The following is a 22,431-nucleotide window of genomic DNA, read 5'->3' as shown; positions in this document are numbered from 1 at the left end:
CCCTTTACGTCAGTACGCCGATAAGGAATCACCCATGCCCCTCTCGCTCCTCATTCTGGCCTTGAGCGCCTTTGCCATCGGCACCACCGAGTTCGTCATCATGGGCCTGCTGCCCGATGTGGCGGCCGACCTCGGCGTGTCGATCCCCGGTGCCGGCTGGCTGGTGACCGGTTACGCCCTCGGCGTGGCCATCGGTGCGCCGTTCATGGCACTGGCCACCGCGAAGCTGCCACGCAAGGCCGCCCTGGTGGCGTTGATGGGCATCTTCATCATCGGCAATCTGCTCTGCGCCGTGGCCAGTGACTACAACGTACTGATGTTTGCCCGGGTGGTGACTGCCCTCTGCCACGGCGCCTTCTTCGGCATCGGCTCGGTGGTGGCAGCAGGCCTGGTCCCGGCGAACAAACGCGCTTCGGCCGTGGCCCTGATGTTTACCGGCCTGACCCTGGCCAATGTCCTCGGCGTGCCACTGGGCACCGCGCTCGGTCAACACGCCGGCTGGCGCTCGACCTTCTGGGCCGTGACCGTGATCGGCGTAATTGCCCTGATCGGCCTGATCCGCTTCCTGCCAGCCAAGCGCGACGAAGAAAAACTCGACATGCGCGCCGAACTGCGCGCACTCAAAGGCGCCGGCATCTGGCTGTCGTTGAGCATGACGGCATTGTTCGCGGCATCGGTGTTCACCTTGTTCACCTACGTCGCACCGCTGTTGGGCGAAGTGACCGGAGTCTCGCCACGCGGCGTGACCTGGACCCTGATGCTCATCGGCCTGGGCCTGACCGTCGGCAACATCATCGGCGGCAAGCTGGCGGACAAAGGCCTGGCGGCGACGCTGATCGGCGTGTTCATCAGCATGGCGGTGGTCTCCACCGTGTTGACCTGGACCAGCGTTGCACTGATCCCGACCGAAATCACCCTGTTCCTCTGGGCTACCGCGTGCTTCGCCGCCGTGCCAGCCCTGCAAGTGAACGTGGTGACCTACGGCAAGGCTGCACCGAACCTGGTGTCGACTCTGAACATCGGCGCGTTCAACGTCGGCAACGCACTCGGCGCCTGGGTCGGCGGCAGCGTCATCGCCCACGGCTACGGCCTGACCAGCGTACCTCTCGCGGCCGCCGCACTGGCGGTACTCGCCCTGCTGGTGACCCTGATTACTTTCCGTCAGAGCGGTAATCCCGAACTGGCCTCTGCTACCAACTGACTCACTGATACCTCACGAGGGTGCATTTCATGACGACTATTTTCGATCCGATCAAACTGGGCGACCTCGAGTTGGCCAACCGCATCATCATGGCGCCGCTGACCCGCTGCCGCGCCGACGAAGGCCGAGTGCCGAACGCGCTGATGGCCGAGTACTACGTGCAACGTGCCTCGGCCGGCCTGATCCTCAGCGAAGCCACCTCGGTCACGCCGATGGGCGTCGGCTACCCTGATACTCCGGGTATCTGGTCCAACGACCAGGTGCGCGGCTGGGCCAACGTGACCAAAGCGATCCACGGCGCGGGCGGCAAGATCTTCCTGCAACTGTGGCACGTTGGCCGGGTGTCCCACGAGTCGTACCTGAACGGTGAAGCGCCGGTCGCACCGAGCGCCATCCAGCCAAAGGGTCACGTCAGCCTGGTTCGCCCACTGGCCGACTACCCAACGCCGCGTGCTCTGGAAACCGCTGAAATCGCCGATATCGTCGACGCCTATCGCACCGGTGCAGAAAACGCCAAGGCGGCCGGTTTTGACGGCGTGGAAATCCACGGCGCCAACGGTTACCTGCTCGACCAATTCCTGCAAAGCAGCACCAACCAGCGCACCGACAACTACGGCGGCTCCCTGGAAAATCGTGCTCGCCTGTTGCTGGAAGTGACTGACGCAGCGATCGAAGTCTGGGGCGCCGGCCGCGTCGGTGTGCACCTGGCACCGCGCGCCGACTCCCATGACATGGGCGACGACAACCTGGCCGAGACTTTCACCTACGTCGCTCGCGAGCTGGGCAAACGTGGCATTGCGTTCATCTGCTCGCGCGAAAAAGAAGCCGGCGACAGCCTTGGCCCACAATTGAAAGAAGCCTTCGGCGGCCCCTACATCGTCAACGAACGCTTCACCAAGGACAGCGCCAACGCCTGGCTGGCCAGTGGCAAGGCTGACGCGGTCGCCTTCGGTGTGCCGTTCATTGCCAACCCGGACTTGCCTGCACGTTTGAAGGCCGATGCACCGCTGAACGAAGCACGTACGGAATTGTTTTATGCCAAAGGTCCGGTGGGTTATATCGACTATCCAATGATGTAAGTCCTGCCTGTATAAAAAAGCCCCGGGTAGAAATACCTGGGGTTTTTTATTTAATAACGCTCAACTCATGAAACAACCTCTTCATTGCAGCAGAACTTAGAGCGAGGTTACTTTCAGCGTCCCCTAATTTGATCGAAAGGAATCGATATGAACGACATCAAACAAACCAGTAACCCGCACGAAGACTTGCTATCGTTTTTCAACTACACCTCCATTGGCACACTGTACAACCTGACACCGCTGTTTTTCAGCGAGGAAAATCAGCAGGCACTGGACGAGTTGATCGGGGTCGCCAAGGTCGAGTTAATCGACTTTCTTGAAGGGATTGAGTCAGAGCGTGCGCTGAAACAGAGCATCGAGCTGTGGCGAAATGAAGATAAAAGCACGAAGGCCACTCGCGTGATCGTCAAGCTCATTAACAACACGCCGCACACTTTTAAAATTGCACAAACCAGCCTGCCTTTGCACACATCAGAGCGCCAGTCTTTCCAGCTTCCCCCTCGCACAAAAACCGCATTGAAATCCGATTTCGCCTATACGTACGGTTACCCTTGGCCCAAAAATAAAATCATGTTCAATCAGTTCGTTGATTTTATCGATCAGAACGTCGGGGTCCGTTTTGACCTGGGCATGATCATGAACAAATCCTTCGGCGTCATTTCGCCAAGACACAGGGCAACGGTAAAAAATACCGTCACTTCCATTGGCTCATCCAGGATCGATTGTTCAACCAGAATCACCCGCATGGCAGAGGAAGAACCGTTCAGCTTCGAAGTGGAAATCACGCTCGGCTGAAGCAGCGACCATTCGGGATCACTCTCACCTTTTCACATCTGCGACACAAATTTCCTACAAAATACGTAGCTCGCTACCTGTCATCCCGGAGCGCGTCCGTATATAAAAGCACTCCATCACAACAACGCGGGCGACGTGTTGATCTTCGCCCGCGTCTATTGACAGATTCGGATCCAATTAAGCATTTTGTTTCATTTGCGCAGGCTGGGGCTCAGGCGCAGCATGTCCAACGCTGCATCGACCCAACGCTCGGCTTCGGTATGCAGTTGAAAGCTGTCGGGCGCCAATAGCCATTGATACAAAATGCCATCGATGTAGGCATGCAGACTGATGGCCGCGCGGGCCGTGTCGAGGTTGTCCGGCAACTGCCCCCGATTCACCGCATTACTCAGGGCCAGGCCGATACGCACATTGCAATCGAGGCTGACCTCCCGGCGCTGCTGGCGCAGATCGCACATTTCATCGGTGAATTCGCACTTGTGAAACAAAATCTCATTGATGCGTCGGGTTTTCGGGTCCAGGGCAACTTGATGAAACAAATGAATCAGCAGCTTGCGCATGCAACCCAGTGGGTCGAGTTCATCTTCGCTTTCACTCGCCTTGGCCATTTCATCCAGCGGCTCATGCAATGTATCGAGCATGGCCTGCACCAGATCCGCCTTGTTACTGAAATGCCAGTAGATGGCCCCGCGCGTCACGCCCGCCAGCGTCGCGATGTCCGCCAGCGTGGTGCGTGCTACGCCCCGTTCGTAAAAGGCCTTTTCTGCCGCTTCGAGTATCTGGCTACGGGTTTCCTGAGCTTCCTCTTTGGTACGACGGACCATGGCAGTACAACCTCAATCAGGGTGCTTCAGCGATGCCTGAACATCCGCTGAATAAAAGTGGGGCGAACGCTCTTGGGTGTCGTCCCCGGCCTACAATTCGAACCTTTGAAACGGCTTTTGTAACGATGTGGGTACGCAGCCAAGGTATTTACAAACAACCATGAACGTAAGTATATTCCTTAGCAAGCTACTTATCCACTCAGCGCACATTTTTTACCCTTACACATTTCTAGTGCGCAATTTGCGCGCCTGACCCGAGGATTTTCATGCAATTCAAGCCAGCTGTTACCGCTCTGGTCACTGCCGTCGCCTTGGCATCGCTGCTCAGCGGATGCAAAAAGGAAGAAGCGGCACCGGCCGCGCCACCCCCTCAGGTCGGCGTTGTAACCTTGCAACCCCAAGCCTTTACCCTGACGTCCGAGCTGCCGGGCCGCACCAGCGCCTATCGCATCGCCGAAGTTCGCCCTCAGGTCAATGGCATCATTCTCAAGCGCCTGTTCAAGGAAGGCGGCGACGTCAAGGCCGGTCAGCAGCTGTATCAGATCGATCCAGCCGTCTATGAAGCCACGTTGAAAAGCGCCGAAGCCAATCTGCAGCAGACCAAATCGATCTCCGATCGCTACAAGCAACTGGTCGACGAACAGGCGGTGAGCCGTCAGGAATACGACACGGCCCTGGCCAACCGGTTGCAATCGGAAGCCGCGCTGCAAAGCGCCCAGATCAATGTGCGCTACACCAAAGTGTACGCGCCACTGTCCGGTCGCATCGGCCGCTCCAACGTGACCGAAGGCGCTCTGGTCACCAGCGGTCAAGCGGACGCCATGGCGGTGATCCAGCAACTCGACCCGATCTACGTCGACGTCACCCAGTCTTCCGTGGAGCTGCTTGAACTGCGCCGCGAACTGGAAAGCGGTCGCCTGCAAAAGGCCGGCGACAACTCGGCCGCGGTCAAGCTGACCCTCGAAGACGGCAGCCAGTACAAGCTGGACGGCAAGCTCGAGTTCTCCGAAGTCTCGGTTGACCAGACCACTGGCTCCGTGACCTTGCGTGCGGTGTTCCCCAACCCGGATCACACCCTGCTGCCTGGCATGTTCGTTCACGCCCAGCTTCAGGCCGGCGTCAACGCCGCCGCCATTCTGGCACCGCAACAAGGCGTGACCCGCGACCTCAAAGGCACCCCGACCGCGCTGGTCGTCGGTCCGGACAACAAGGTCGAACTGCGTCAGCTCAAGGCCAGCCGCACTGTCGGCAGCCAATGGCTGATCGAAGACGGCCTGAAGGCCGGCGACCGCCTGATCACCGAAGGACTGCAATTCGTCAAACCTGGCATTGAAGTCAAGGCCACCGAGGCGACTAACGTTGGCGCAAAGAACCCGGCCCCCGCACAGGCAGCTAGCAAGGCTTCCAGCGGCAAAGGGGAGTAAACCATGTCCAGATTTTTTATCGACCGTCCGATTTTTGCCTGGGTCATAGCCCTGGTGATCATGCTGGTCGGGGCTCTATCGATCCTCAAACTGCCGATCAACCAATACCCGAGCATTGCGCCTCCGGCCATTGCAATTCAGGTGACTTACCCAGGCGCGTCCGCACAAACCGTGCAGGACACCGTGGTGCAGGTCATCGAGCAGCAGCTCAACGGTATCGACAACCTGCGTTATGTCTCCTCGGAAAGTAACTCCGACGGCAGCATGACCATCACCGCGACCTTCGAGCAAGGCACCAACTCCGATACCGCGCAGGTCCAGGTCCAGAACAAGCTGAACCTGGCCACCCCGCTGCTGCCGCAAGAAGTGCAGCAACAGGGTATTCGCGTGACCAAGTCAGTGAAGAACTTCCTGCTGGTGATCGGCGTGGTGTCGCGCGACGGCAGCATGACCAAGGACGACCTGTCCAACTACATCGTGTCGAACATGCAGGATCCGATCTCGCGGACCGCCGGTGTCGGTGACTTCCAGGTCTTCGGTTCCCAGTACGCGATGCGTGTCTGGCTCGACCCGGCCAAGCTGAACAACTTCAGCCTGACGCCAGTGGATGTGAAAGCGGCTATCGCGGCGCAGAACATCCAGGTGTCCTCCGGTCAACTGGGCGGCCTGCCTGCCGCGCCCGGGCAGCAGTTGAACGCCACCATCATCGGCAAGACCCGTCTGCAGACCGCCGAGCAGTTCAACAAGATCCTGCTCAAGGTCAACAAGGACGGTTCGCAAGTGCGTCTGTCCGATGTCGCCGATGTGGGTCTGGGCGGTGAAAACTACAGCATCAACGCTCAGTTCAACGGTGCACCGGCTTCCGGCCTGGCGGTGAAACTGGCCAACGGTGCCAACGCCCTCGACACGGCCAAAGCGCTACGCAACACCATTAACACGCTCAAGCCATTCTTCCCGCAAGGGATGGAAGTGGTGTTCCCGTACGACACCACACCGGTGGTGACCGAATCGATCAAGGGTGTGGTTGAAACCCTGGTCGAAGCGATCGTGCTGGTGTTCCTGGTGATGTTCCTGTTCCTGCAAAACTTCCGCGCCACGGTCATCACCACGATGACGGTGCCGGTGGTATTGCTGGGTACGTTCGGCATCCTCGCGGCGTTCGGTTTCAGCATCAACACCCTGACCATGTTCGGCATGGTGTTGGCCATCGGCCTGCTGGTGGATGACGCCATCGTCGTGGTGGAAAACGTCGAACGGGTCATGAGCGAAGAAGGCCTGTCACCCAAGGAGGCCACCAAGAAATCCATGGGGCAGATCCAGGGTGCATTGGTCGGTATCGCCCTGGTGCTGTCGGCAGTATTGCTGCCGATGGCGTTCTTCAGTGGCTCCACGGGTGTGATCTACAAGCAGTTCTCGATCACCATCGTGTCCGCCATGGCCCTGTCGGTGCTGGTTGCCCTGATCTTCACACCGGCGCTTTGCGCGACCATGCTCAAGGCCATTCCGAAAGGCGAGCACGGCACACCAAAACGCGGCTTCTTCGGCTGGTTCAACCGCAGCTTCGACCGTGGCGTCAAAAGCTACGAGCGGGGCGTGGGCAACATGCTGGCGCACAAGGCGCCATACCTGCTGGCCTACCTGATCATTGTCGTCGGCATGATCTGGCTGTTCACCCGTATTCCAACGGCGTTCCTTCCGGAAGAAGACCAGGGCGTTCTGTTTGCCCAAGTGCAGACCCCGGCCGGTTCCAGCGCCCAGCGCACGCAGGTGGTGATCGATGAAATGCGCTCTTACCTGCTGGACAAGGAATCGAGCGCCGTGGCGTCGGTGTTTACCGTCAACGGCTTCAACTTCGCCGGTCGCGGCCAAAGCTCGGGCCTGGCGTTCATCATGCTCAAGCCGTGGGATCAGCGGGATGCGGAAAACAGCGTGTTCAAACTCGCCGCCCGTGCCCAGCAACACTTCTTCACCTTCCGCGATGCCATGGTGTTCGCCTTCGCGCCACCTGCGGTATTGGAGTTGGGTAACGCCACCGGTTTCGATGTGTTCCTGCAAGACCGCGCCGGTATCGGTCACGAGAAGTTGATGGAAGCTCGCAACCAGTTCCTCGGCATGGCGGCACAGAGCAAGGTGCTTTACCAGGTGCGTCCGAACGGACTGAACGACGAGCCGCAATATCAGCTGGAAATCGACGACGAGAAGGCCAGCGCGCTGGGCATTACTCTCTCTGACATCAACAGCACCTTGTCGATTGCCTTGGGCAGTAGCTACGTCAACGACTTCATCGACCGTGGTCGGGTGAAGAAAGTCTACGTGCAAGGCCAACCCGGTTCGCGGATGAGCCCGGAAGACATCAAGAAATGGTATGTGCGTAACAGCGCAGGCACCATGGTGCCCTTCTCCGCCTTCGCCAAGGGGCAGTGGATCTACGGGGCGCCGAAGCTTTCGCGTTACAACGGCGTAGAAGCGATGGAAATCCTCGGTGCCCCGGCGCCGGGCTACTCCACCGGTGAAGCCATGGCGGAAGTCGAAGCCCTGGCCAAAAAACTGCCGGCCGGTGTCGGTATTTCCTGGACAGGTCTGTCGTACGAAGAACGGCTGTCCGGCTCACAGGCACCGGCGCTTTACGCCCTGTCGCTGCTGATGGTGTTCCTGTGTCTGGCAGCGCTGTACGAAAGCTGGTCGATCCCGATCGCGGTGATGTTGGTGGTGCCGTTGGGGATCATCGGTGCACTGTTGGCCACCAGTCTGCGCGGCCTGTCGAACGACGTTTACTTCCAGGTGGGCCTGTTGACGACGATCGGTCTGGCGGCGAAAAACGCCATCCTGATCGTCGAATTCGCCAAGGAACTGCATGAGCAAGGGCGCAGCCTGCGCGACGCGGCGATCGAAGCCTGCCGCATGCGTTTGCGACCGATCATCATGACCTCGCTCGCTTTCGTCCTCGGCGTGGTGCCACTGGCGATTTCCACTGGTGCCGGTTCAGGCAGCCAACATGCGATCGGAACCGGCGTTATTGGCGGTATGATCACGGCCACGGTTCTGGCGATCTTCTGGGTCCCACTTTTCTTTGTCACCGTGTCGTCGATTGGTCAGCGTAAAACCGCCGATCAGGACGACGCTATTGAACCTTCTAAAGAGGCTGGCTAATGAGCAAGTCGCTACTCTCCATCGCAGTCGCGGCCTTCGTGCTGAGCGGCTGCTCGCTGATACCCGATTATCAGCAGCCTGAAGCACCGGTGGCAGCGCAGTACCCGCAAGGTCCGGCGTATTCGCCGACCCAGGCGCCTGCACAGGCCGCCGCCGAACAGGGCTGGAAGCAGTTTTTCCATGACCCGGCGTTGCAACAGCTGATCCAGGTCGCCCTGGAAAACAACCGTGACCTGCGTGTCGCGGCGCTGAACATCGATGCGTTCGCGGCGCAGTACCGCATCCAGCGTGCGGACCTGTTCCCGGCCGTGTCGGCCAATGGCACCGGCAGCCGTCAGCGGGTACCGGCGGATGCATCGCAGACCGGTCAGGCAGGCATCACCAGTTCCTACTCCGCCACCGTCGGCATCAGCGCTTATGAACTCGACCTGTTCGGTCGGGTTCGCAGCCTGAGCGAAGAAGCGCTGCAGAAATACTTCGCCACTGAAGAAGGCCGTCGCAGCACGCAAATCAGCCTGGTCGCCAGCGTGGCAAATGCCTACCTGACCTGGCAGGCTGACAAAGAGCTGCGCAAGCTCACTCAAGACACCCTCGGTGCGTTCGAGGAGAGCTACAAGCTCACCTCCCGCAGCAACGAAGTGGGTGTAGCTTCGGCCCTGGATCTGGCTCAGTCGCGTACCTCGGTGGAAAACGCCCGTGCACAACTGGCCCGTTACACGCGTCAGGTTGCCCAGGATGAAAACAGCCTGGTGCTGCTGCTCGGCACTGGCATCCCGGCCAATCTGCGAGAAGCCAAGCCGCTGTCTGACGACCTGCTGAGCGACGTACCGCCCGGCCTGCCGTCGGACTTGCTGCAACGTCGTCCGGACATCCTTCAGGCCGAATACAACCTGAAAGCGGCCAACGCCAACATCGGCGCGGCACGGGCGGCGTTCTTCCCGAGCATCAGCCTGACCGCCAACGCCGGTACCCTGAGCCCTGACCTCTCCGGCCTGTTCAAGGGTGGTTCGGGTACGTGGTTGTTCCAGCCGCAAATCAATCTGCCGATCTTCAACGCCGGCAGCCTGCGCGCCAGCCTGGATTACTCGAAAATCCAGAAAGACATCGGCGTGGCGAACTACGAGAAGTCCATTCAAACGGCCTTCCAGGAAGTCGCCGACGGCCTGGCCGCCCGCCAGACCTACACCGAGCAGTTGCAGGCCCAGCGTGATTTCGTCACCGCCAACCAGGACTACTACCGTCTGGCCGAGCGTCGTTATCGCATTGGCGTCGACAGCAACCTGACCTTCCTCGATGCCCAGCGTCAGCTGTTCAGTGCCCAACAGGCGCTGATCACCGATCGCCTGGCGCAACTGACCAGCGCCGTGAATCTGTACAAGGCACTGGGCGGTGGCTGGAATGAGCAGACGGCGAAAGTCGAGCCGCTGAAAGAAGAAGCGCCGAAGCTGAAATTGTTCTGATCACGCCGTAAATAAGAAGCCCACCTTTTGGTGGGCTTTTTGTTGGCTGCGGGAAAGGGTGTGCCGACCACATTGGCCGCGATGAGCCGGCGCAAACAACACCAATTCCCCTGCCCAATCTTGCGTTCGATAACCGCCCAAAACCCGCTTTCCCCGATTGAACCATCCAGTTCATTCCCCGCACCATTCGCCTCACAAAACCAATAACAACAGGTTCTACACCATGCCCCCGCGCCCTGCCCTGTCCGGCTGATCTCGTCCCGTTCCGTTCGAATCCGAAGCTTTTGTCTGCAACCCGTCGGTTGCGGCATCAACCCGTTTCATCCCCAAGAATCAGAGAGACCCGAGCACATGACCCCTTCCACTGCGCAGTACGTCTTTCCCGGCCTGATCGCCATCGCGCTGACCGGCGCGGCCCTTCCCGCCACGGCCGAAGAGTCAGGTTTTGTCGAAGGTGCCAAGGTCAACCTCAACCTGCGCAACTTCTACATCAACCGCAACTTCACCAACCCGACCAAGGCCCAGGGCAAGGCTGAAGAGTGGACGCAAAGTTTCATCCTCGACGCGAAGTCCGGGTTCACCCAGGGCACCGTCGGGTTCGGCATGGATGTGCTGGGGCTGTACTCGGTGAAGCTCGACGGCGGTAAAGGCACCGGCGGTACGCAACTGCTGCCGCTGGATCACGACGGTCGCCCGGCAGACAGCTTCGGTCGCACCAACGTAGCGTTCAAGGCCAAGCTGTCGCAGACCGAAGTGAAGGTCGGCGAATGGATGCCGGTGCTGCCGATCCTGCGTTCGGACGATGGTCGCTCATTGCCGCAAACCTTTCGCGGCGGCCAGATCACGTCGAAGGAGATCAATGGCCTGACGCTCTACGGCGGTCAGTTTCGCCAAAACAGCCCGCGTGACGACAGCAGCATGAGCGATATGTCGATGACCGGCAAAGCGGCGTTCACCTCGGACCGCTTCAACTTCCAGGGCGGCGAATACCTGTTCAACGAAAAGCGCACGCAAATCGGCCTGTGGAACGCCGAGCTCAAGGACATCTACAGTCAGCAATACCTCAACCTGATTCACACCCAACCCATCGGCGACTGGACCCTGGGCGCCAATCTCGGCTTCTTCTACGGCAAGGATGACGGCAGTGCCCGCGCCGGTGATCTGGACAACAAGACCTGGTCAGGGATGTTCTCCGCCAGGTACGGCGGCAACACCTTCTACGTCGGCCTGCAAAAACTCACCGGCGACAGCGCCTGGATGCGGGTCAACGGCACCAGCGGCGGCACCCTGGCCAACGACAGCTACAACGCCAGCTATGACAACGCCCAGGAAAAATCCTGGCAGGTGCGTCATGACTACAACTTCGTCGCGCTCGGCATTCCCGGCCTGACCCTGATGAACCGCTACATCAGCGGCGACAACGTCCACACCGGCACCGTCACCGACGGCAAGGAATGGGGACGCGAAAGTGAACTGGGCTACACCGTGCAGAGCGGCGTGCTGAAGGACCTGAACGTCAAATGGCGCAACTCGACCATACGCCGCGACTACAGCAACAACGAGTTCGATGAGAACCGGTTGATCGTCAGCTATCCGATCAGCCTTTTGTAAACCTCACCATCGCCATCGCGGGCAAGCCCGCGATGGCGTCAGATCAAACACCCCACATCGCGAGGAGTCACTCCCGCGATTCAACCCCCAACTCATCCCAAACCGACTCCGCCAGGTGGAACGTCGCATTCGCCGCCGGGATGCCACAGTAGATCGCGCTCTGCATGATCACTTCCTTGATCTCGCCGCGGGTCACGCCGTTGTTGGCGGCGGCGCGCAAGTGCAACTTGAGTTCCTCATTGCGGTTCATGCCAATCAGCATGGCCAGGGTGATCAGGCTGCGGGTGTGCCGTGGCAGGCCCGGACGCGTCCAGATGTCGCCCCAGGCGTGGCGGGTGATCATTTCCTGAAACTCCGAGTTGAACTCGGTCAGCGCGTTCAGGCTGCGGTCGACATGGGCGTCGCCGAGCACGGCACGGCGGACGTTCAGGCCCTCGTCGTAACGTTGTTTCTCGTCCACAGCAATCCCCTCAATCAGCTGACAGAAACGCCAGCACCCGCTTGCTGAACTCAGCACCGGCCTGAACGTTGGACAGGTGCGCGGCGTAGAACTCGGCGTATTCGGCGCCCTGCACGTGTTCCTGGATAAAGTGTCCACCGGATGGCGGCGTTACGGCGTCTTCAGTGCCGGCGATCACCAGCAACGGTACCTTGATCGAGGACAGCTGATCACGGAAATCGGCATCGCGTACCGCCGCACAATTGGCCGCATAACCTTCTGGCGAAGTGGCCGCGAGCATGTCGGTAATTTTCTTCGCCGCCGCAGGATTGGCTTGGGCGAAATCCGCGGTGAACCAACGCGCAATCGACGCATCGCGCAGCGCGACCATGGCCGCCGCGCCATCACGCAGCACGGTTTCGATACGTGGGTTCCAGATCGACGGATCGCCGATTTTCGCCGCGGTGTTGCACACCACCAGTTTGTTCAATCGATCACCGGCATGGATGCCCAGCCACTGGCCGATCAGCCCTCCCATCGACAGGCCGCAGAAATGCGCTTTTTCGATGTGCAACGCATCCAGCAACGCGAGCACGTCACGGCCCAGTTGCTCGATGGTGTACGGCCCCGGTGTGACCAGCGATTTGCCGTGCCCGCGCGTGTCGAAACGCAGCACCCGGAAATGCTCGGTGAATGCCGCCATCTGCGTGTCCCACATGTGCAGGTCGGTGCCCAGCGAGTTGGACAGCACCAGCACCGGCGCGTTTTCAGGTCCGTCGAGTTGGTAATTCAGTTCGCCCTCGGCGAGTTGTACGAAAGCCACAGCAATCTCCTTCAGGCAGTCAACGCAGAATGTTCAGCCACCGCTCGCTCGACCCATGTACGGGATTGACCGAGGTAGTGCGCGGGATCCAGCAGATCATCGAGTTCAGCAGGTGAGAGTTCGGCGGTCACTTGCGGCTCGTCGCCGAGGACCGCACGCAATTGCCGTTGCTCGGCCACGGCGCGTTTGCAGCAGTGTTCCAACAGATGGTGTGCGGTGTCGCGGCCGACCCGTTGCGCAAGGACGATGCTCACCGCTTCGGCCAACACCAGGCCCTGGGTCAGGTCGAGGTTGCGGGCCATGCGTTCGACGTCCACTTCCAGTCCGTCCGCCACCAGCAACGCTTGTTTGAGGCTGCCGGACACCAGGCAGCAAATCTCCGGCAGGGTTTCCCACTCGGCATGCCACAGGCCCAGACTGCGCTCATGTTCTTGCGGCATCGCGCTGAACAGGGTCGAGAGCAAACCGGGCACGCGCGTAGCGGCACCGATCAGCACCGCAGCTCCCACCGGGTTGCGTTTATGCGGCATGGTCGAAGAGCCGCCCTTGCCCGGCGCCGACGGTTCGAACACTTCGCCCGCTTCGGTCTGCATCAACAGGCTGATGTCGCGGCCGAGTTTGCCGAGGCTGCCGGCGATCAATCCCAGTACCGAAGCGAACTCCACCAGACGATCGCGCTGGGTGTGCCAGGGCTGGTCGGGCAAGGTCAGTTGCAGTTCCCCGGCCAGCGCTTCGGCAATCGGCATCGCCTGTGAGCCGAGGGCCGCGAGGGTTCCGGAGGCGCCGCCGAATTGCAGCACCAGCAAACGCGGTTTGAGCGCTTGCAGGCGTTGCCGGCTGCGGGTGACCGCGCCCAGCCAACCGGCGATTTTCATGCCCAGGGTGACCGGTGTCGCATGTTGCAACCAGGTGCGCCCGGCCAGCGGCGTGGCGACGAAGCGTAACGCTTGGGTCGCCAACGTTTCGCCCAGTTGTGCCAGATCGCCTTCAATCAGTTCCAGCGCCCGGCGCAGTTGCAACACCAGGCCAGTGTCCATTACGTCCTGACTGGTCGCACCCAGATGCACATAGCGCTCGGCTTCGGCGTCGGTGGTTGCGATCTGCTTGCCCAACGCTTTCACCAGCGGAATCGCCGAATTGCCGGCCGTGGCAATCGCCTCGCCGAGGGCCGCGAAATCAAAATGTTCGGCGCGGCAGGCGGCTTCGATAGACGCCACAGCCGTCTGCGGAATCAAGCCAACCTTCGCCTCGGCCCGAGCCAGCGCCGCTTCGAAATCGAGCATGGCCTGAACCCGGCCCTGATCGCAAAACACCTCACGCATATCGCGGGCAGTGAAATAGGCATCGAACAATTGATTGCCCGGTCGCTGGTTCATAAACAGTCCCTGAAGGCGTGGGCCGGTGCGGCCCACGCAGATGGATCAAAGGTCGTGATGCAGGTATTTCGCCTGTCTCGGCAAGCGCAGGCTGAACAGGAACGCCACCGCCATCATCACCGTGACGTACCAGTAGAAAGAGTTTTCCATGCCTACGGCTTTGAGGCTCAGCGCCACGTATTCTGCCGAGCCGCCGAAGATCGCATTCGCCACCGCGTACGCCAGGCCTACGCCCAATGCGCGCACTTCCGGCGGGAACATTTCAGCTTTCACCAGACCGCTGATGGAGGTATAGAAACTGACGATTGCCAGCGCCACGGTGATCAACACAAAAGCCAGGAACGGACTGCTGACGCTTTTCAGGCTCAATAGAATCGGCACGGTGAACAACGTACCCAAGGCACCGAACCACAGCATCGAATTACGTCGGCCGATCTTGTCGGCGAGCATGCCGAACAGTGGCTGCATGCACATATAAAGGAACAGCGCGCCGGTCATGATGTAGCTCGCCGTCTTGGCGTGCATGCCGGCGGTGTTCACCAGGTATTTCTGCATGTACGTGGTGAAGGTGTAGAAAATCAGCGAGCCCCCGGCGGTGTAACCCAGCACGGTAATGAATGCGGCTTTGTGGTCGCGGAACAACGCGCGGATGCTGCCGGCGTCTTTGTTCTCGCGCATTTCCTTGCTGGTGGTTTCTTTCAGCGAGCGACGCAGGAACAACGAAATCAACGCGGCCACCGCACCGACCACAAACGGGATCCGCCAGCCGTAGGCACGCAGGTCATCTTCGGTGAGGAACTGTTGCAGGATCACCACCAGCGACACCGCCAGCAGTTGCCCGCCAATCAACGTCACGTATTGGAACGAGGCAAAGAAACCGCGCTGGCCCTTGAGCGCAACTTCGCTCATGTAGGTCGCCGTGGTGCCGTACTCGCCGCCCACTGACAAGCCCTGAAGCAAACGGGCGAACAGCAGCATGATCGGCGCCCAGACGCCGATGTCCTTGTAGGTTGGCAGGCACGCGATGAGCAACGAGCCGAAGCACATCATCAGAATCGAAATCAGCATCGAATTCTTGCGCCCGTGCTTGTCCGCGACACGGCCGAAAATCCAGCCGCCGATCGGTCGCATCAGGAACCCGGCGGCGAACACGCCTGCCGTATTGACCAGTTGCACGGTCGGGTTATCGGACGGAAAAAACGCGGGCGCAAAGTAGATCGCGCAAAAGGCGTAGACGTAGAAATCGAACCATTCGACGAGGTTGCCGGACGAGGCGCCGACAATCGCGAAGATCCGCTTGCTGCGCTCTTCGCCGGTGTAATGCGCTGGAATCGCGGTTGGGGTTGTCATTGTTCTTCACTCTTTGGGGACAGTGACAGTCTAGACACACTTTGCAACAGTCCCGTTCCACAGATCACTCATCAGAAGCCTGCTACACATCCGGTGGCGAGGGAGCTTGCTCCCGCTGGCTTGCGGAGCAAGCCCAAAACCTTCAAACGTGCTCTGTCACTCGCCAGCCGGTTTTACGACGGCTTCGCAGCCGAGCGGGAGCAAGCTCCCTCGCCACAGGTGTAGTGCTTTCACTCAATAATCGAAGAACACCGTCTCGGCGTCGGTGCCCTGCAAAATCACATTCCACTGATACACACCGCTCGCATCCTGCTTCGCCAGCAAGGTACCGCGACGCTCAGCCGGCACGCACTCCAGCAGCGGATCCGATACGTTCGCCGGCTCGCCCTCAAAATAAATCCGCGTCAGCAAGTGCTTCACCAACCCGCGAGCGAACACCAGCACCACCAGGTGCGGCGCCTGGGTCGTGCCTTTCAGCCCTTGCACCGTGCCCGGCTTGATCGTAGTGAAGCGGAAGCGCCCTTCGGCATCCACCGGAATCCGGCCAAAGCCTTCGAAGTTCGGGTCCAGGGGTTTGTCTTGATCGTCTTCGGGGTGGTCGTACTTGCCCGCGGCGTTGGCCTGCCAGACTTCCAGCATGGCGTCGTTGACGATGTCACCGTTGCCATCGACGACTTGCCCGGTGATCGCCACGCGCTCGCCCAGGGTTTGCTCGACGGTCAGGTTTTCGCGGTTCAGCCAGGTCAGGCCGATGTGGTAATACGGCCCGACGGTGTGGGACGTGGTCGCAGTCAGCGTCATCTTATTTCTCCATCGGCGTGGCATCGCGGCCGCGCAAGACGATGTCCCAGCGATAACCGAGGGCGTAGGAAGGGATGGTTTTTTCCAGGTCGAAAACGGCGATCAGGCGCTCTTTGGCGCGGGTGTCCGGCACGCAGTTGTAGATCGGGTCATACGCAAGAAGCGGGTCGCCGGGGAAATACATCTGCGTGACCAGCCGCGTCAGAATGCTCGGCCCGAACAGCGAGAAATGGATGTGCGCCGGACGCCAGGCATTGTGGTGGTTGCCCCACGGGTAAGCGCCGGGCTTGATGGTCTGGAATTGATACCAGCCATCGGCGTCGGTCACCGTGCGGCCGGTGCCAGTGAAGTTCGGGTCCAGCGGTGCGTCATGCAGGTCGCGGGCATGGTTGTAGCGCCCGGCGGCGTTGGCCTGCCAGATCTCCACCAGAATCCCCGGCACCGGCAGACCGTTTTCATCCAGCACGCGGCCGTGAATGATGATGCGTTCGCCCAATGGCTCGCCCGTGTGCTGCGCGGTCAGGTCGTTGTCCTTCTCGCTGACGCGCTCGGCACCGACCGTCGGGCCGGTAATTTCCGACAACGAATGGGGCAGAAACACCAACGGCTTGGACGGCGAGCGCAGGTTGGTCGATTGATAAGTCGGGTGCAGGTAGTCCGGCTGGGTGCCTTCCTGCGGGCGACGGTAACCAGGCTTGTCAGTCATTTCGCTTTCCTCAGTTCTTATTATCACAGCTGCGCGTCAGACGCGTTCGATCGCCAAGGCCAGCCCCTGGCCGACGCCGACACACATGGTCGCCAGACCTTTCTTGCCACCGGTTTTTTCCAGCTGATGCAGCGCCGTCAGCACCAGACGCGCACCGCTCATGCCCAACGGATGGCCCAAGGCAATGGCACCACCGTTCGGGTTGACCTGAGCCGCGTCGTCCGCCAGCCCCAGTTCTCGCAACACCGCCAAGCCTTGGCTGGCGAAGGCTTCGTTGAGTTCGATCACGTCGAAATCGCCGACGGCAAGGCCCAGGCGCTCAGTCAGCTTGCGCACCGCCGGGACCGGGCCGATGCCCATGACCCGCGGTGCAACGCCGGCACTCGCCATGCCCAGCACTTTGGCGCGAGCGGTCAGACCGTGTTTTTTCACCGCCTCGGCCGAGGCCAGGATCAGCGCTGCAGCACCGTCGTTCACACCCGACGCGTTGCCGGCGGTGACGGTTTTTTCGGGACCATTGACCGGTTTCAGTCTGGCCAGGGTTTCCAGCGTCGTGTCGGCGCGAGGATGCTCGTCCTGGCTGACGACGGTTTCACCCTTCTTGTGGGCAACGCGCACTTCGACGATTTCTTCAGCGAAAAATCCTGCCGCTTGCGCGGCGGCTGTCCGCTGCTGACTGCGCAGTGCAAAAGCGTCCTGATCCTCGCGGGACACTTCGTAATCGTCCGCCACGTTGTCCGCGGTCTGCGGCATCGCATCGACACCGTATTGGGCTTTCATCAACGGGTTGATGAAGCGCCAGCCGATGGTGGTGTCTTCCAGCTTCATGTTGCGCGAGAACGCCGCATCCGCCTTGCCCATCACGAACGGCGCGCGGGACATCGACTCGACGCCGCCGGCAATCGCCAGTTCCATTTCGCCGCTGGCGATGGCACGGAACGCGGTGCCGATGGCATCCATGCCCGAAGCACAGAGGCGATTGAGGGTCACGCCCGGAATCGTTTCCGGCAGGCCCGCCAGCAGCAGCGCCATGCGCGCCACGTTGCGGTTGTCTTCGCCGGCCTGGTTGGCGCAGCCGAGGAACACCTCGTCCACTGCATTCCAGTCCACCGAAGGGTTGCGTTCCATCAACGCCTTGATCGGCACGGCGGCCAGATCGTCGGCGCGAACCGTCGACAGGCCACCGCCGAAACGGCCGATGGGGGTGCGAATCGCGTCGCAGATATAAACATCACGCATCACGCTTCTCCAGGTGCTTGGCCGTGGGCGGCAGCGGTGCGGGCTTCCAGATCCCTTAGCGCTTTCAGTTCGACCTCGGTGGGCTCGGCGGTGTTTTCAACTGTCTCGGCGAAACGAATGGCCCAACCTGTCGCGGCGGTCACTTGCTCACGGGTCACGCCAGGGTGCAACGCAGTGACCACGAATTCATGAGTACCCGCTTCCGGTTCCATGATGCACAGGTCGGTGATGATGCCAACCGGACCGGCGCCTGGCAGACCGAGACGCTTGCGCGAATCACCGCCCTCGCCATGGCCGACCGAGGTGATGAAGTCGAGCTTGTCGACGAAGGAGCGCGCCGACTGTTTAAGAATGATCAAGACGCTTTTGGCCGAGCCTGCAATCTCCGGCGCACCACCGGCACCCGGCAGACGGACTTTTGGTGCGTGGTAGTCACCCACCACCGTGGTGTTGATGTTGCCGAAACGGTCGACTTGCGCGGCGCCGAGGAAACCGACGTCGATGCGCCCGCCCTGCAGCCAGTAGCGAAAAATCTCACCGGTCGGCACGACGGTGTCAGCGGTTTCCGCCAGTTCACCGTCACCGATCGACAGCGGCAGTACGCTCGGCTTGGCACCAATCGGACCCGATTCGTAGATAAGGACTACATCCGGCGAGGACGTCAGCCGCGCCAGGTTGGCCGCTTTCGACGGCAGCCCGATACCGACGAAGCACACCGAACCGTTCTTCAATCGGCGAGCAGCGGCGACGGTCATCATTTCATTGGTGGTGTAAGTCATTACTTCGCGTCCGATGCAGCGGCCAGCTTGGCCTGGAACTCGCTGAAGTCAGCGCAGCCATGGATGTATTCGTTGATCCACGCGGTGAAGGTGTCACGGTCGCGGGCAATCGGGTCCCAGGCCTGATAGAAACGGTTATCGCGCTCGTTGTAACCGTGAGCGTAGGACGGATGCGCGCCGCCAGGAACGTGGCAAACCGCGCTCAAGGCCCACGTCGGCAGTACACAGGAGTTCATCGGTGCGTTGAGGTCGTCGACGATTTCTTCGACGGTGACGATGCAACGCTTGGCGGCCAGTGCGGCTTCTTTCTGCACGCCGAGAATGCCCCACAGCAACACGTTGCCTTTACGGTCGGCTTTTTGCGCGTGGATCACGGTGATGTCCGGACGCACCGAAGGCACCGCCGCCAATACTTCACCGGTGAACGGGCAAGTGACGCTCTTGATCAGCGGGTTGACCTTCGGCAGGTCGGAGCCGGCGTAGGCACGCAACACCGCGAACGGCAGGCCGGAGGCGCCAGCGACGTAGGCATTTGCCAGGTCGGCGTGGCTGTGTTCTTCGATTTCCAGCGCGTGCGGCCACTGCTTCTCGACTGCGTCACGCAGACGGTGCAGCGAACCGACACCCGGGTTGCCGCCCCAGGAGAAAATCAGCTTGCGAGCACAACCGGCGCCAATCAACTGGTCGTAGATCAGGTCAGGCGTCATCCGTACCAGCGTCAGATCTTTCTTGCCCTGACGAATGATTTCGTGACCCGCCGCCGTAGGGATCAGGTGAGTGAAGCCTTCGAGCGCGACGGTATCGCCGTCGTTGACGAATTGCTTCACCGCGTCGTGCAGCGAAAGGATTTCAGCCATGGGGCAGGCTCCCGTTTTGTTGTGAACCGACAGTGGTAGGAAACGACGCGATGCGCGCGCCGGAATGACTGAAGGTTAAGCCTGTGCAAAACGCCAAACAATCCGATAATCGACTAAGTGTTCGTTTATCGAACATATTGTTGTCTCGCTATCGTTCTCCATCGCCTGTCAAAAGATCAATTTCAATCCAGAATCAGGTCGCATCCGCATGACTGACCATGCCCTTGATCACCACCGCCGTCGTCGCCAAGGCCGCCGGAATCACCAACGCCGTCAGCACTTGTTCAAAGTTCCAGCCCAACCCCAGCAAGGTCGCGCCCATCCACGCCCCCAGAATTGCGCCGAACCGGCCAATCCCGAGCATCCACGACACACCGGTCGCCCGACCTTGAGTCGGGTAAAAACGCGCCGCCAAAGAAGGCATCGCCGATTGCGCGCCGTTGACACACATCCCGGCCACCAGCACCAGGGTTGCCAATAGCGTGATGTTGCCCAGGCTCTGCCCTACCGCGTAGGCAAACACCCCGGCCAGCAAGTAGAAAGTACCGATGACCTTGTGCGGATTGAACCGGTCCATCGCCCAGCCCACGCCCACCGCGCTCAATACGCCGCCGAACTGGAACAGCGCGCCGATGAATGCCGCCTGTTCCATGCTCGCGCCACTGTCACGCATCAGCGTCGGCAGCCAACTGGTCAACAGGTAAACGATCACCAGGCCCATGAAGTAGGTCAGCCATAACAACAAGGTGCCGGTGCTGTAGGTGCCGGAGAAGATCACCGCAAACACGTTACGGGCCTTCACGGTTTTCTGTTCGGGTACGCTGAAGCTGGATGCTTGAGCGACGACCGTCGGATCGATTGGCGCCAGCGCCTGGCGCACTTTGTCGGTGCCGCGATTGCGCACGACCAGGTAACGCGCCGACTCCGGCAGCCAGAACAACAAGACGACGGCAAGGATCAGCGGCAGAATTCCGCCGATCAACAGCAGGCTGTGCCAGCCGAACGCCGGAATCAGCTTGGCCGAAATGAATCCGCCACCGGCCATGCCGAGGTTGAAGCCGCAGAACATGCTGGTCACCAGCAGGGATTTTTTGCGCTCCGGGGTGTATTCCGACAGCAATGTCGTAGCGTTCGGCATCCCGGCGCCAAGGCCCAGGCCGGTCAGAAAGCGCAACACCAGCAACTGATCGACGTTGCTGCTGTAGGCCGAGGCCAGGCTGAAGGCGCCGAACAACAGCACCGCGCCCACCAGTACGACTTTTCGTCCGAAGCGGTCAGCCAACGGCCCGGAACCCAGTGCGCCGAAGACCATGCCGATCAACGCCGCACTCATCACCGGGCCAAGGCTGGCGCGATCGATGCCCCAGTCCTGGGAGAGTGCCGGCGCGATGAAGCCCATGGCCGCGGTGTCGAGGCCATCGAGGAAAACAATCAGGAAACACAGGATCACCACTCGCCACTGGTAGCGCGAGATGGGTTGAGCATTGATGAAGGACTGCACGTCGAGGCAGTTACCTACAGCAGACTGAGGCTGGTTCATTATTTTTATTCCACGCAAGAACGCAGTCGGACAGGTGCCAGCCTGAGCTGGCGCTGCCGCGACATTAGTGAGCCTGGGGAAAGTGCGTCAATTCGTTAAACGCGAGTCTGGGCGATTATCGAACAGCTTAGGCAAACAGCTGGGCGCTGAGGTTACGGCTGGCCGCCAGCAGACCCGGCAGGAACCGTTGCTCCAGCTCGTTGCGGCTGACCCGACCGGCGTGCGTGCTGACGTTGAGCGCCGCCACGACTTGCCCGGAAGCGTCGTACACCGGAACAGCAATCGAGCGCAGGCCTTGTTCCAGTTCCTGATCGACGATGCACCAGCCTTGCTGCCGTACTTCCTGCAGGCATTCGAGCAACGCTTCGGGAGTGTGCAAGGTGCGGCTGGTCTTGGCTTGCAGGTCTGCGTGGTCGAGGTACTCGCGCAGCGACGTGTCATCCAGTGCCGCGAGAAGAATCCTGCCCATGGACGTGCAATAGGCCGGCAGGCGTCCGCCTACCGACAGGTCGACGGAAATCAGCCGCTGAGTCGTCGCCGAGCGAGCGATGTACAAAATGTCATCGCCTTCCAGCGTGGCCATGTTGCAGGCCTCGTGGAGTTGTTCGCTCATGCGGTCGAGGTAAGGTTGGGCAGAGACCGCCAGCGGGGTCGAGGACAGGTAGGCATGACCGAGGGTCAGCACTTTGGGCAGCAGTGAATAGGTGCGACCGTCGGTGGTGGCGTAGCCGAGTTTGATCAGGGTGTGCAGGCAACGTCGCACGGCGGCGCGGGGAATTTCCGTGCGGTGACTGATCTGGGCGATGGTCAGGTGCCGTTTGCGCTCCTGGAACGCTTGCACCACGGCCAGGCCTCGGGCCAGTGAAGTCATGAAATCCGGGTCGCCGGTCAGGGCCTGGATTCGCTTGGCGGGCGACGCGACGATAGGCGGCGCCACTGAAGCGAAGGAATTGCGCATTTGCTCGTTCATATCAGGT

At 60.6% G+C, this 22,431-nt stretch carries 19 protein-coding genes; 7 read left to right on the top strand and 12 right to left on the bottom strand.

The features are described 5' to 3' along the window. Positions 1-34 precede the first annotated feature (34 nt). The 3 genes from B723_RS12140 to B723_RS12130 all read left to right on the top strand — a co-directional run bounded on the left by B723_RS12140 (position 35) and on the right by B723_RS12130 (position 3,075). On the top strand, positions 35-1,201 hold the full coding sequence (locus B723_RS12140; RefSeq protein WP_017336853.1) for an MFS transporter: 1,167 nt from the start codon (positions 35-37) through the stop codon (positions 1,199-1,201). A 29-nt stretch (positions 1,202-1,230) separates the two neighbouring features. After that, complete coding sequence (locus B723_RS12135; RefSeq protein WP_017336852.1) at positions 1,231-2,280, top strand: alkene reductase; 1,050 nt, start codon at positions 1,231-1,233, stop codon at positions 2,278-2,280. A gap of 147 nt (positions 2,281-2,427) precedes the next feature. Next, positions 2,428-3,075 carry a hypothetical protein gene (locus B723_RS12130; protein WP_017336851.1) on the top strand — a complete coding sequence of 216 codons (648 nt, stop codon included), beginning with the start codon at positions 2,428-2,430 and terminating at the stop codon, positions 3,073-3,075. Between the two features lie 191 nt (positions 3,076-3,266). Here the strand turns inward: B723_RS12130 and emhR are convergent, their stop codons facing one another. Further along, positions 3,267-3,899: an efflux system transcriptional repressor EmhR gene (gene emhR / locus B723_RS12125; RefSeq protein WP_017336850.1), complete on the bottom strand. Its 633-nt coding sequence runs from the start codon at positions 3,897-3,899 to the stop codon at positions 3,267-3,269. A 266-nt stretch (positions 3,900-4,165) separates the two neighbouring features. Here emhR and emhA point away from each other — a divergent pair, with 266 nt between their 5' ends. The 4 genes from emhA to B723_RS12105 all read left to right on the top strand — a co-directional run bounded on the left by emhA (position 4,166) and on the right by B723_RS12105 (position 11,544). Further along, on the top strand, positions 4,166-5,323 hold the full coding sequence (gene emhA / locus B723_RS12120) for an efflux RND transporter periplasmic adaptor subunit EmhA (protein WP_017336849.1): 1,158 nt from the start codon (positions 4,166-4,168) through the stop codon (positions 5,321-5,323). A gap of 3 nt (positions 5,324-5,326) precedes the next feature. Next, complete coding sequence (gene emhB / locus B723_RS12115; RefSeq protein WP_017336848.1) at positions 5,327-8,473, top strand: efflux RND transporter permease subunit EmhB; 3,147 nt, start codon at positions 5,327-5,329, stop codon at positions 8,471-8,473. After that, positions 8,473-9,933: an efflux RND transporter outer membrane subunit EmhC gene (emhC, locus tag B723_RS12110; RefSeq protein WP_017336847.1), complete on the top strand. Its 1,461-nt coding sequence runs from the start codon at positions 8,473-8,475 to the stop codon at positions 9,931-9,933. Before emhB ends, emhC begins: the two co-directional genes overlap by 1 nt. 351 nt (positions 9,934-10,284) lie before the next feature. Next, complete coding sequence (locus B723_RS12105; protein ID WP_017336846.1) at positions 10,285-11,544, top strand: OprD family porin; 1,260 nt, start codon at positions 10,285-10,287, stop codon at positions 11,542-11,544. 67 nt (positions 11,545-11,611) lie between these two features. Here the strand turns inward: B723_RS12105 and pcaC are convergent, their stop codons facing one another. From pcaC to pcaR, 11 genes are all read right to left on the bottom strand, one after another. Beyond that, complete coding sequence (gene pcaC / locus B723_RS12100; protein ID WP_017336845.1) at positions 11,612-12,004, bottom strand: 4-carboxymuconolactone decarboxylase; 393 nt, start codon at positions 12,002-12,004, stop codon at positions 11,612-11,614. A 10-nt stretch (positions 12,005-12,014) separates the two neighbouring features. Next, complete coding sequence (pcaD, locus tag B723_RS12095) at positions 12,015-12,806, bottom strand: 3-oxoadipate enol-lactonase (protein ID WP_017336844.1); 792 nt, start codon at positions 12,804-12,806, stop codon at positions 12,015-12,017. A gap of 11 nt (positions 12,807-12,817) precedes the next feature. Then, the gene (locus B723_RS12090) at positions 12,818-14,182 is read right to left on the bottom strand and encodes a 3-carboxy-cis,cis-muconate cycloisomerase (protein ID WP_017336843.1); all 1,365 of its coding nucleotides are present in this window, start codon (positions 14,180-14,182) and stop codon (positions 12,818-12,820) included. Positions 14,183-14,227: 45 nt separating this feature from the next. Continuing rightward, complete coding sequence (locus B723_RS12085; protein WP_017336842.1) at positions 14,228-15,532, bottom strand: MFS family transporter; 1,305 nt, start codon at positions 15,530-15,532, stop codon at positions 14,228-14,230. Positions 15,533-15,766: 234 nt separating this feature from the next. Beyond that, on the bottom strand, positions 15,767-16,333 hold the full coding sequence (gene pcaG / locus B723_RS12080) for a protocatechuate 3,4-dioxygenase subunit alpha (RefSeq protein WP_017336841.1): 567 nt from the start codon (positions 16,331-16,333) through the stop codon (positions 15,767-15,769). Position 16,334: 1 nt separating this feature from the next. After that, positions 16,335-17,039 (bottom strand): protocatechuate 3,4-dioxygenase subunit beta, encoded by a 705-nt coding sequence (gene pcaH, locus B723_RS12075; protein ID WP_017336840.1) that lies wholly within the window; start codon positions 17,037-17,039, stop codon positions 16,335-16,337. Positions 17,040-17,075: 36 nt separating this feature from the next. Further along, positions 17,076-18,281, bottom strand: a complete 1,206-nt coding sequence (gene pcaF, locus B723_RS12070) for a 3-oxoadipyl-CoA thiolase (RefSeq protein WP_193393005.1) — start codon at positions 18,279-18,281, stop codon at positions 17,076-17,078. Beyond that, on the bottom strand, positions 18,278-19,057 hold the full coding sequence (locus B723_RS12065; protein WP_017336838.1) for a CoA-transferase subunit beta: 780 nt from the start codon (positions 19,055-19,057) through the stop codon (positions 18,278-18,280). Before B723_RS12065 ends, pcaF begins: the two co-directional genes overlap by 4 nt. Next, complete coding sequence (locus B723_RS12060) at positions 19,057-19,914, bottom strand: CoA transferase subunit A (RefSeq protein ID WP_017336837.1); 858 nt, start codon at positions 19,912-19,914, stop codon at positions 19,057-19,059. Before B723_RS12060 ends, B723_RS12065 begins: the two co-directional genes overlap by 1 nt. Positions 19,915-20,107: 193 nt before the next feature. Continuing rightward, positions 20,108-21,454: an MFS transporter gene (locus B723_RS12055; protein ID WP_017336836.1), complete on the bottom strand. Its 1,347-nt coding sequence runs from the start codon at positions 21,452-21,454 to the stop codon at positions 20,108-20,110. Between the two features lie 127 nt (positions 21,455-21,581). Continuing rightward, positions 21,582-22,424: a pca regulon transcriptional regulator PcaR gene (pcaR, locus tag B723_RS12050; protein WP_008025635.1), complete on the bottom strand. Its 843-nt coding sequence runs from the start codon at positions 22,422-22,424 to the stop codon at positions 21,582-21,584. Between the last annotated feature and the right edge of the window lie 7 nt (positions 22,425-22,431).

Source organism: Pseudomonas fluorescens NCIMB 11764 (genome assembly GCF_000293885.2).
GTDB lineage: Bacteria > Pseudomonadota > Gammaproteobacteria > Pseudomonadales > Pseudomonadaceae > Aquipseudomonas > Aquipseudomonas fluorescens_B.
Note: the sequence above shows the minus strand (reverse complement) of the source record. Positions and strands in the feature narration are given on the sequence as shown.

Coding starts and splice junctions, on each gene's coding strand:
- B723_RS12140 (WP_017336853.1), top strand. CDS start 35: ATGCCCCTCTCGCTCCTCATTCTGGCCTTGAGCGCCTTTGCCATCGGC.
- B723_RS12135 (WP_017336852.1), top strand. CDS start 1,231: ATGACGACTATTTTCGATCCGATCAAACTGGGCGACCTCGAGTTGGCC.
- B723_RS12130 (WP_017336851.1), top strand. CDS start 2,428: ATGAACGACATCAAACAAACCAGTAACCCGCACGAAGACTTGCTATCG.
- emhR (WP_017336850.1), bottom strand. CDS start 3,899: ATGGTCCGTCGTACCAAAGAGGAAGCTCAGGAAACCCGTAGCCAGATA.
- emhA (WP_017336849.1), top strand. CDS start 4,166: ATGCAATTCAAGCCAGCTGTTACCGCTCTGGTCACTGCCGTCGCCTTG.
- emhB (WP_017336848.1), top strand. CDS start 5,327: ATGTCCAGATTTTTTATCGACCGTCCGATTTTTGCCTGGGTCATAGCC.
- emhC (WP_017336847.1), top strand. CDS start 8,473: ATGAGCAAGTCGCTACTCTCCATCGCAGTCGCGGCCTTCGTGCTGAGC.
- B723_RS12105 (WP_017336846.1), top strand. CDS start 10,285: ATGACCCCTTCCACTGCGCAGTACGTCTTTCCCGGCCTGATCGCCATC.
- B723_RS12090 (WP_017336843.1), bottom strand. CDS start 14,182: ATGAACCAGCGACCGGGCAATCAATTGTTCGATGCCTATTTCACTGCC.
- B723_RS12085 (WP_017336842.1), bottom strand. CDS start 15,532: ATGACAACCCCAACCGCGATTCCAGCGCATTACACCGGCGAAGAGCGC.
- pcaG (WP_017336841.1), bottom strand. CDS start 16,333: ATGACGCTGACTGCGACCACGTCCCACACCGTCGGGCCGTATTACCAC.
- pcaH (WP_017336840.1), bottom strand. CDS start 17,039: ATGACTGACAAGCCTGGTTACCGTCGCCCGCAGGAAGGCACCCAGCCG.
- B723_RS12065 (WP_017336838.1), bottom strand. CDS start 19,057: ATGACTTACACCACCAATGAAATGATGACCGTCGCCGCTGCTCGCCGA.
- B723_RS12060 (WP_017336837.1), bottom strand. CDS start 19,914: ATGGCTGAAATCCTTTCGCTGCACGACGCGGTGAAGCAATTCGTCAAC.
- B723_RS12055 (WP_017336836.1), bottom strand. CDS start 21,454: ATGAACCAGCCTCAGTCTGCTGTAGGTAACTGCCTCGACGTGCAGTCC.
- pcaR (WP_008025635.1), bottom strand. CDS start 22,424: ATGAACGAGCAAATGCGCAATTCCTTCGCTTCAGTGGCGCCGCCTATC.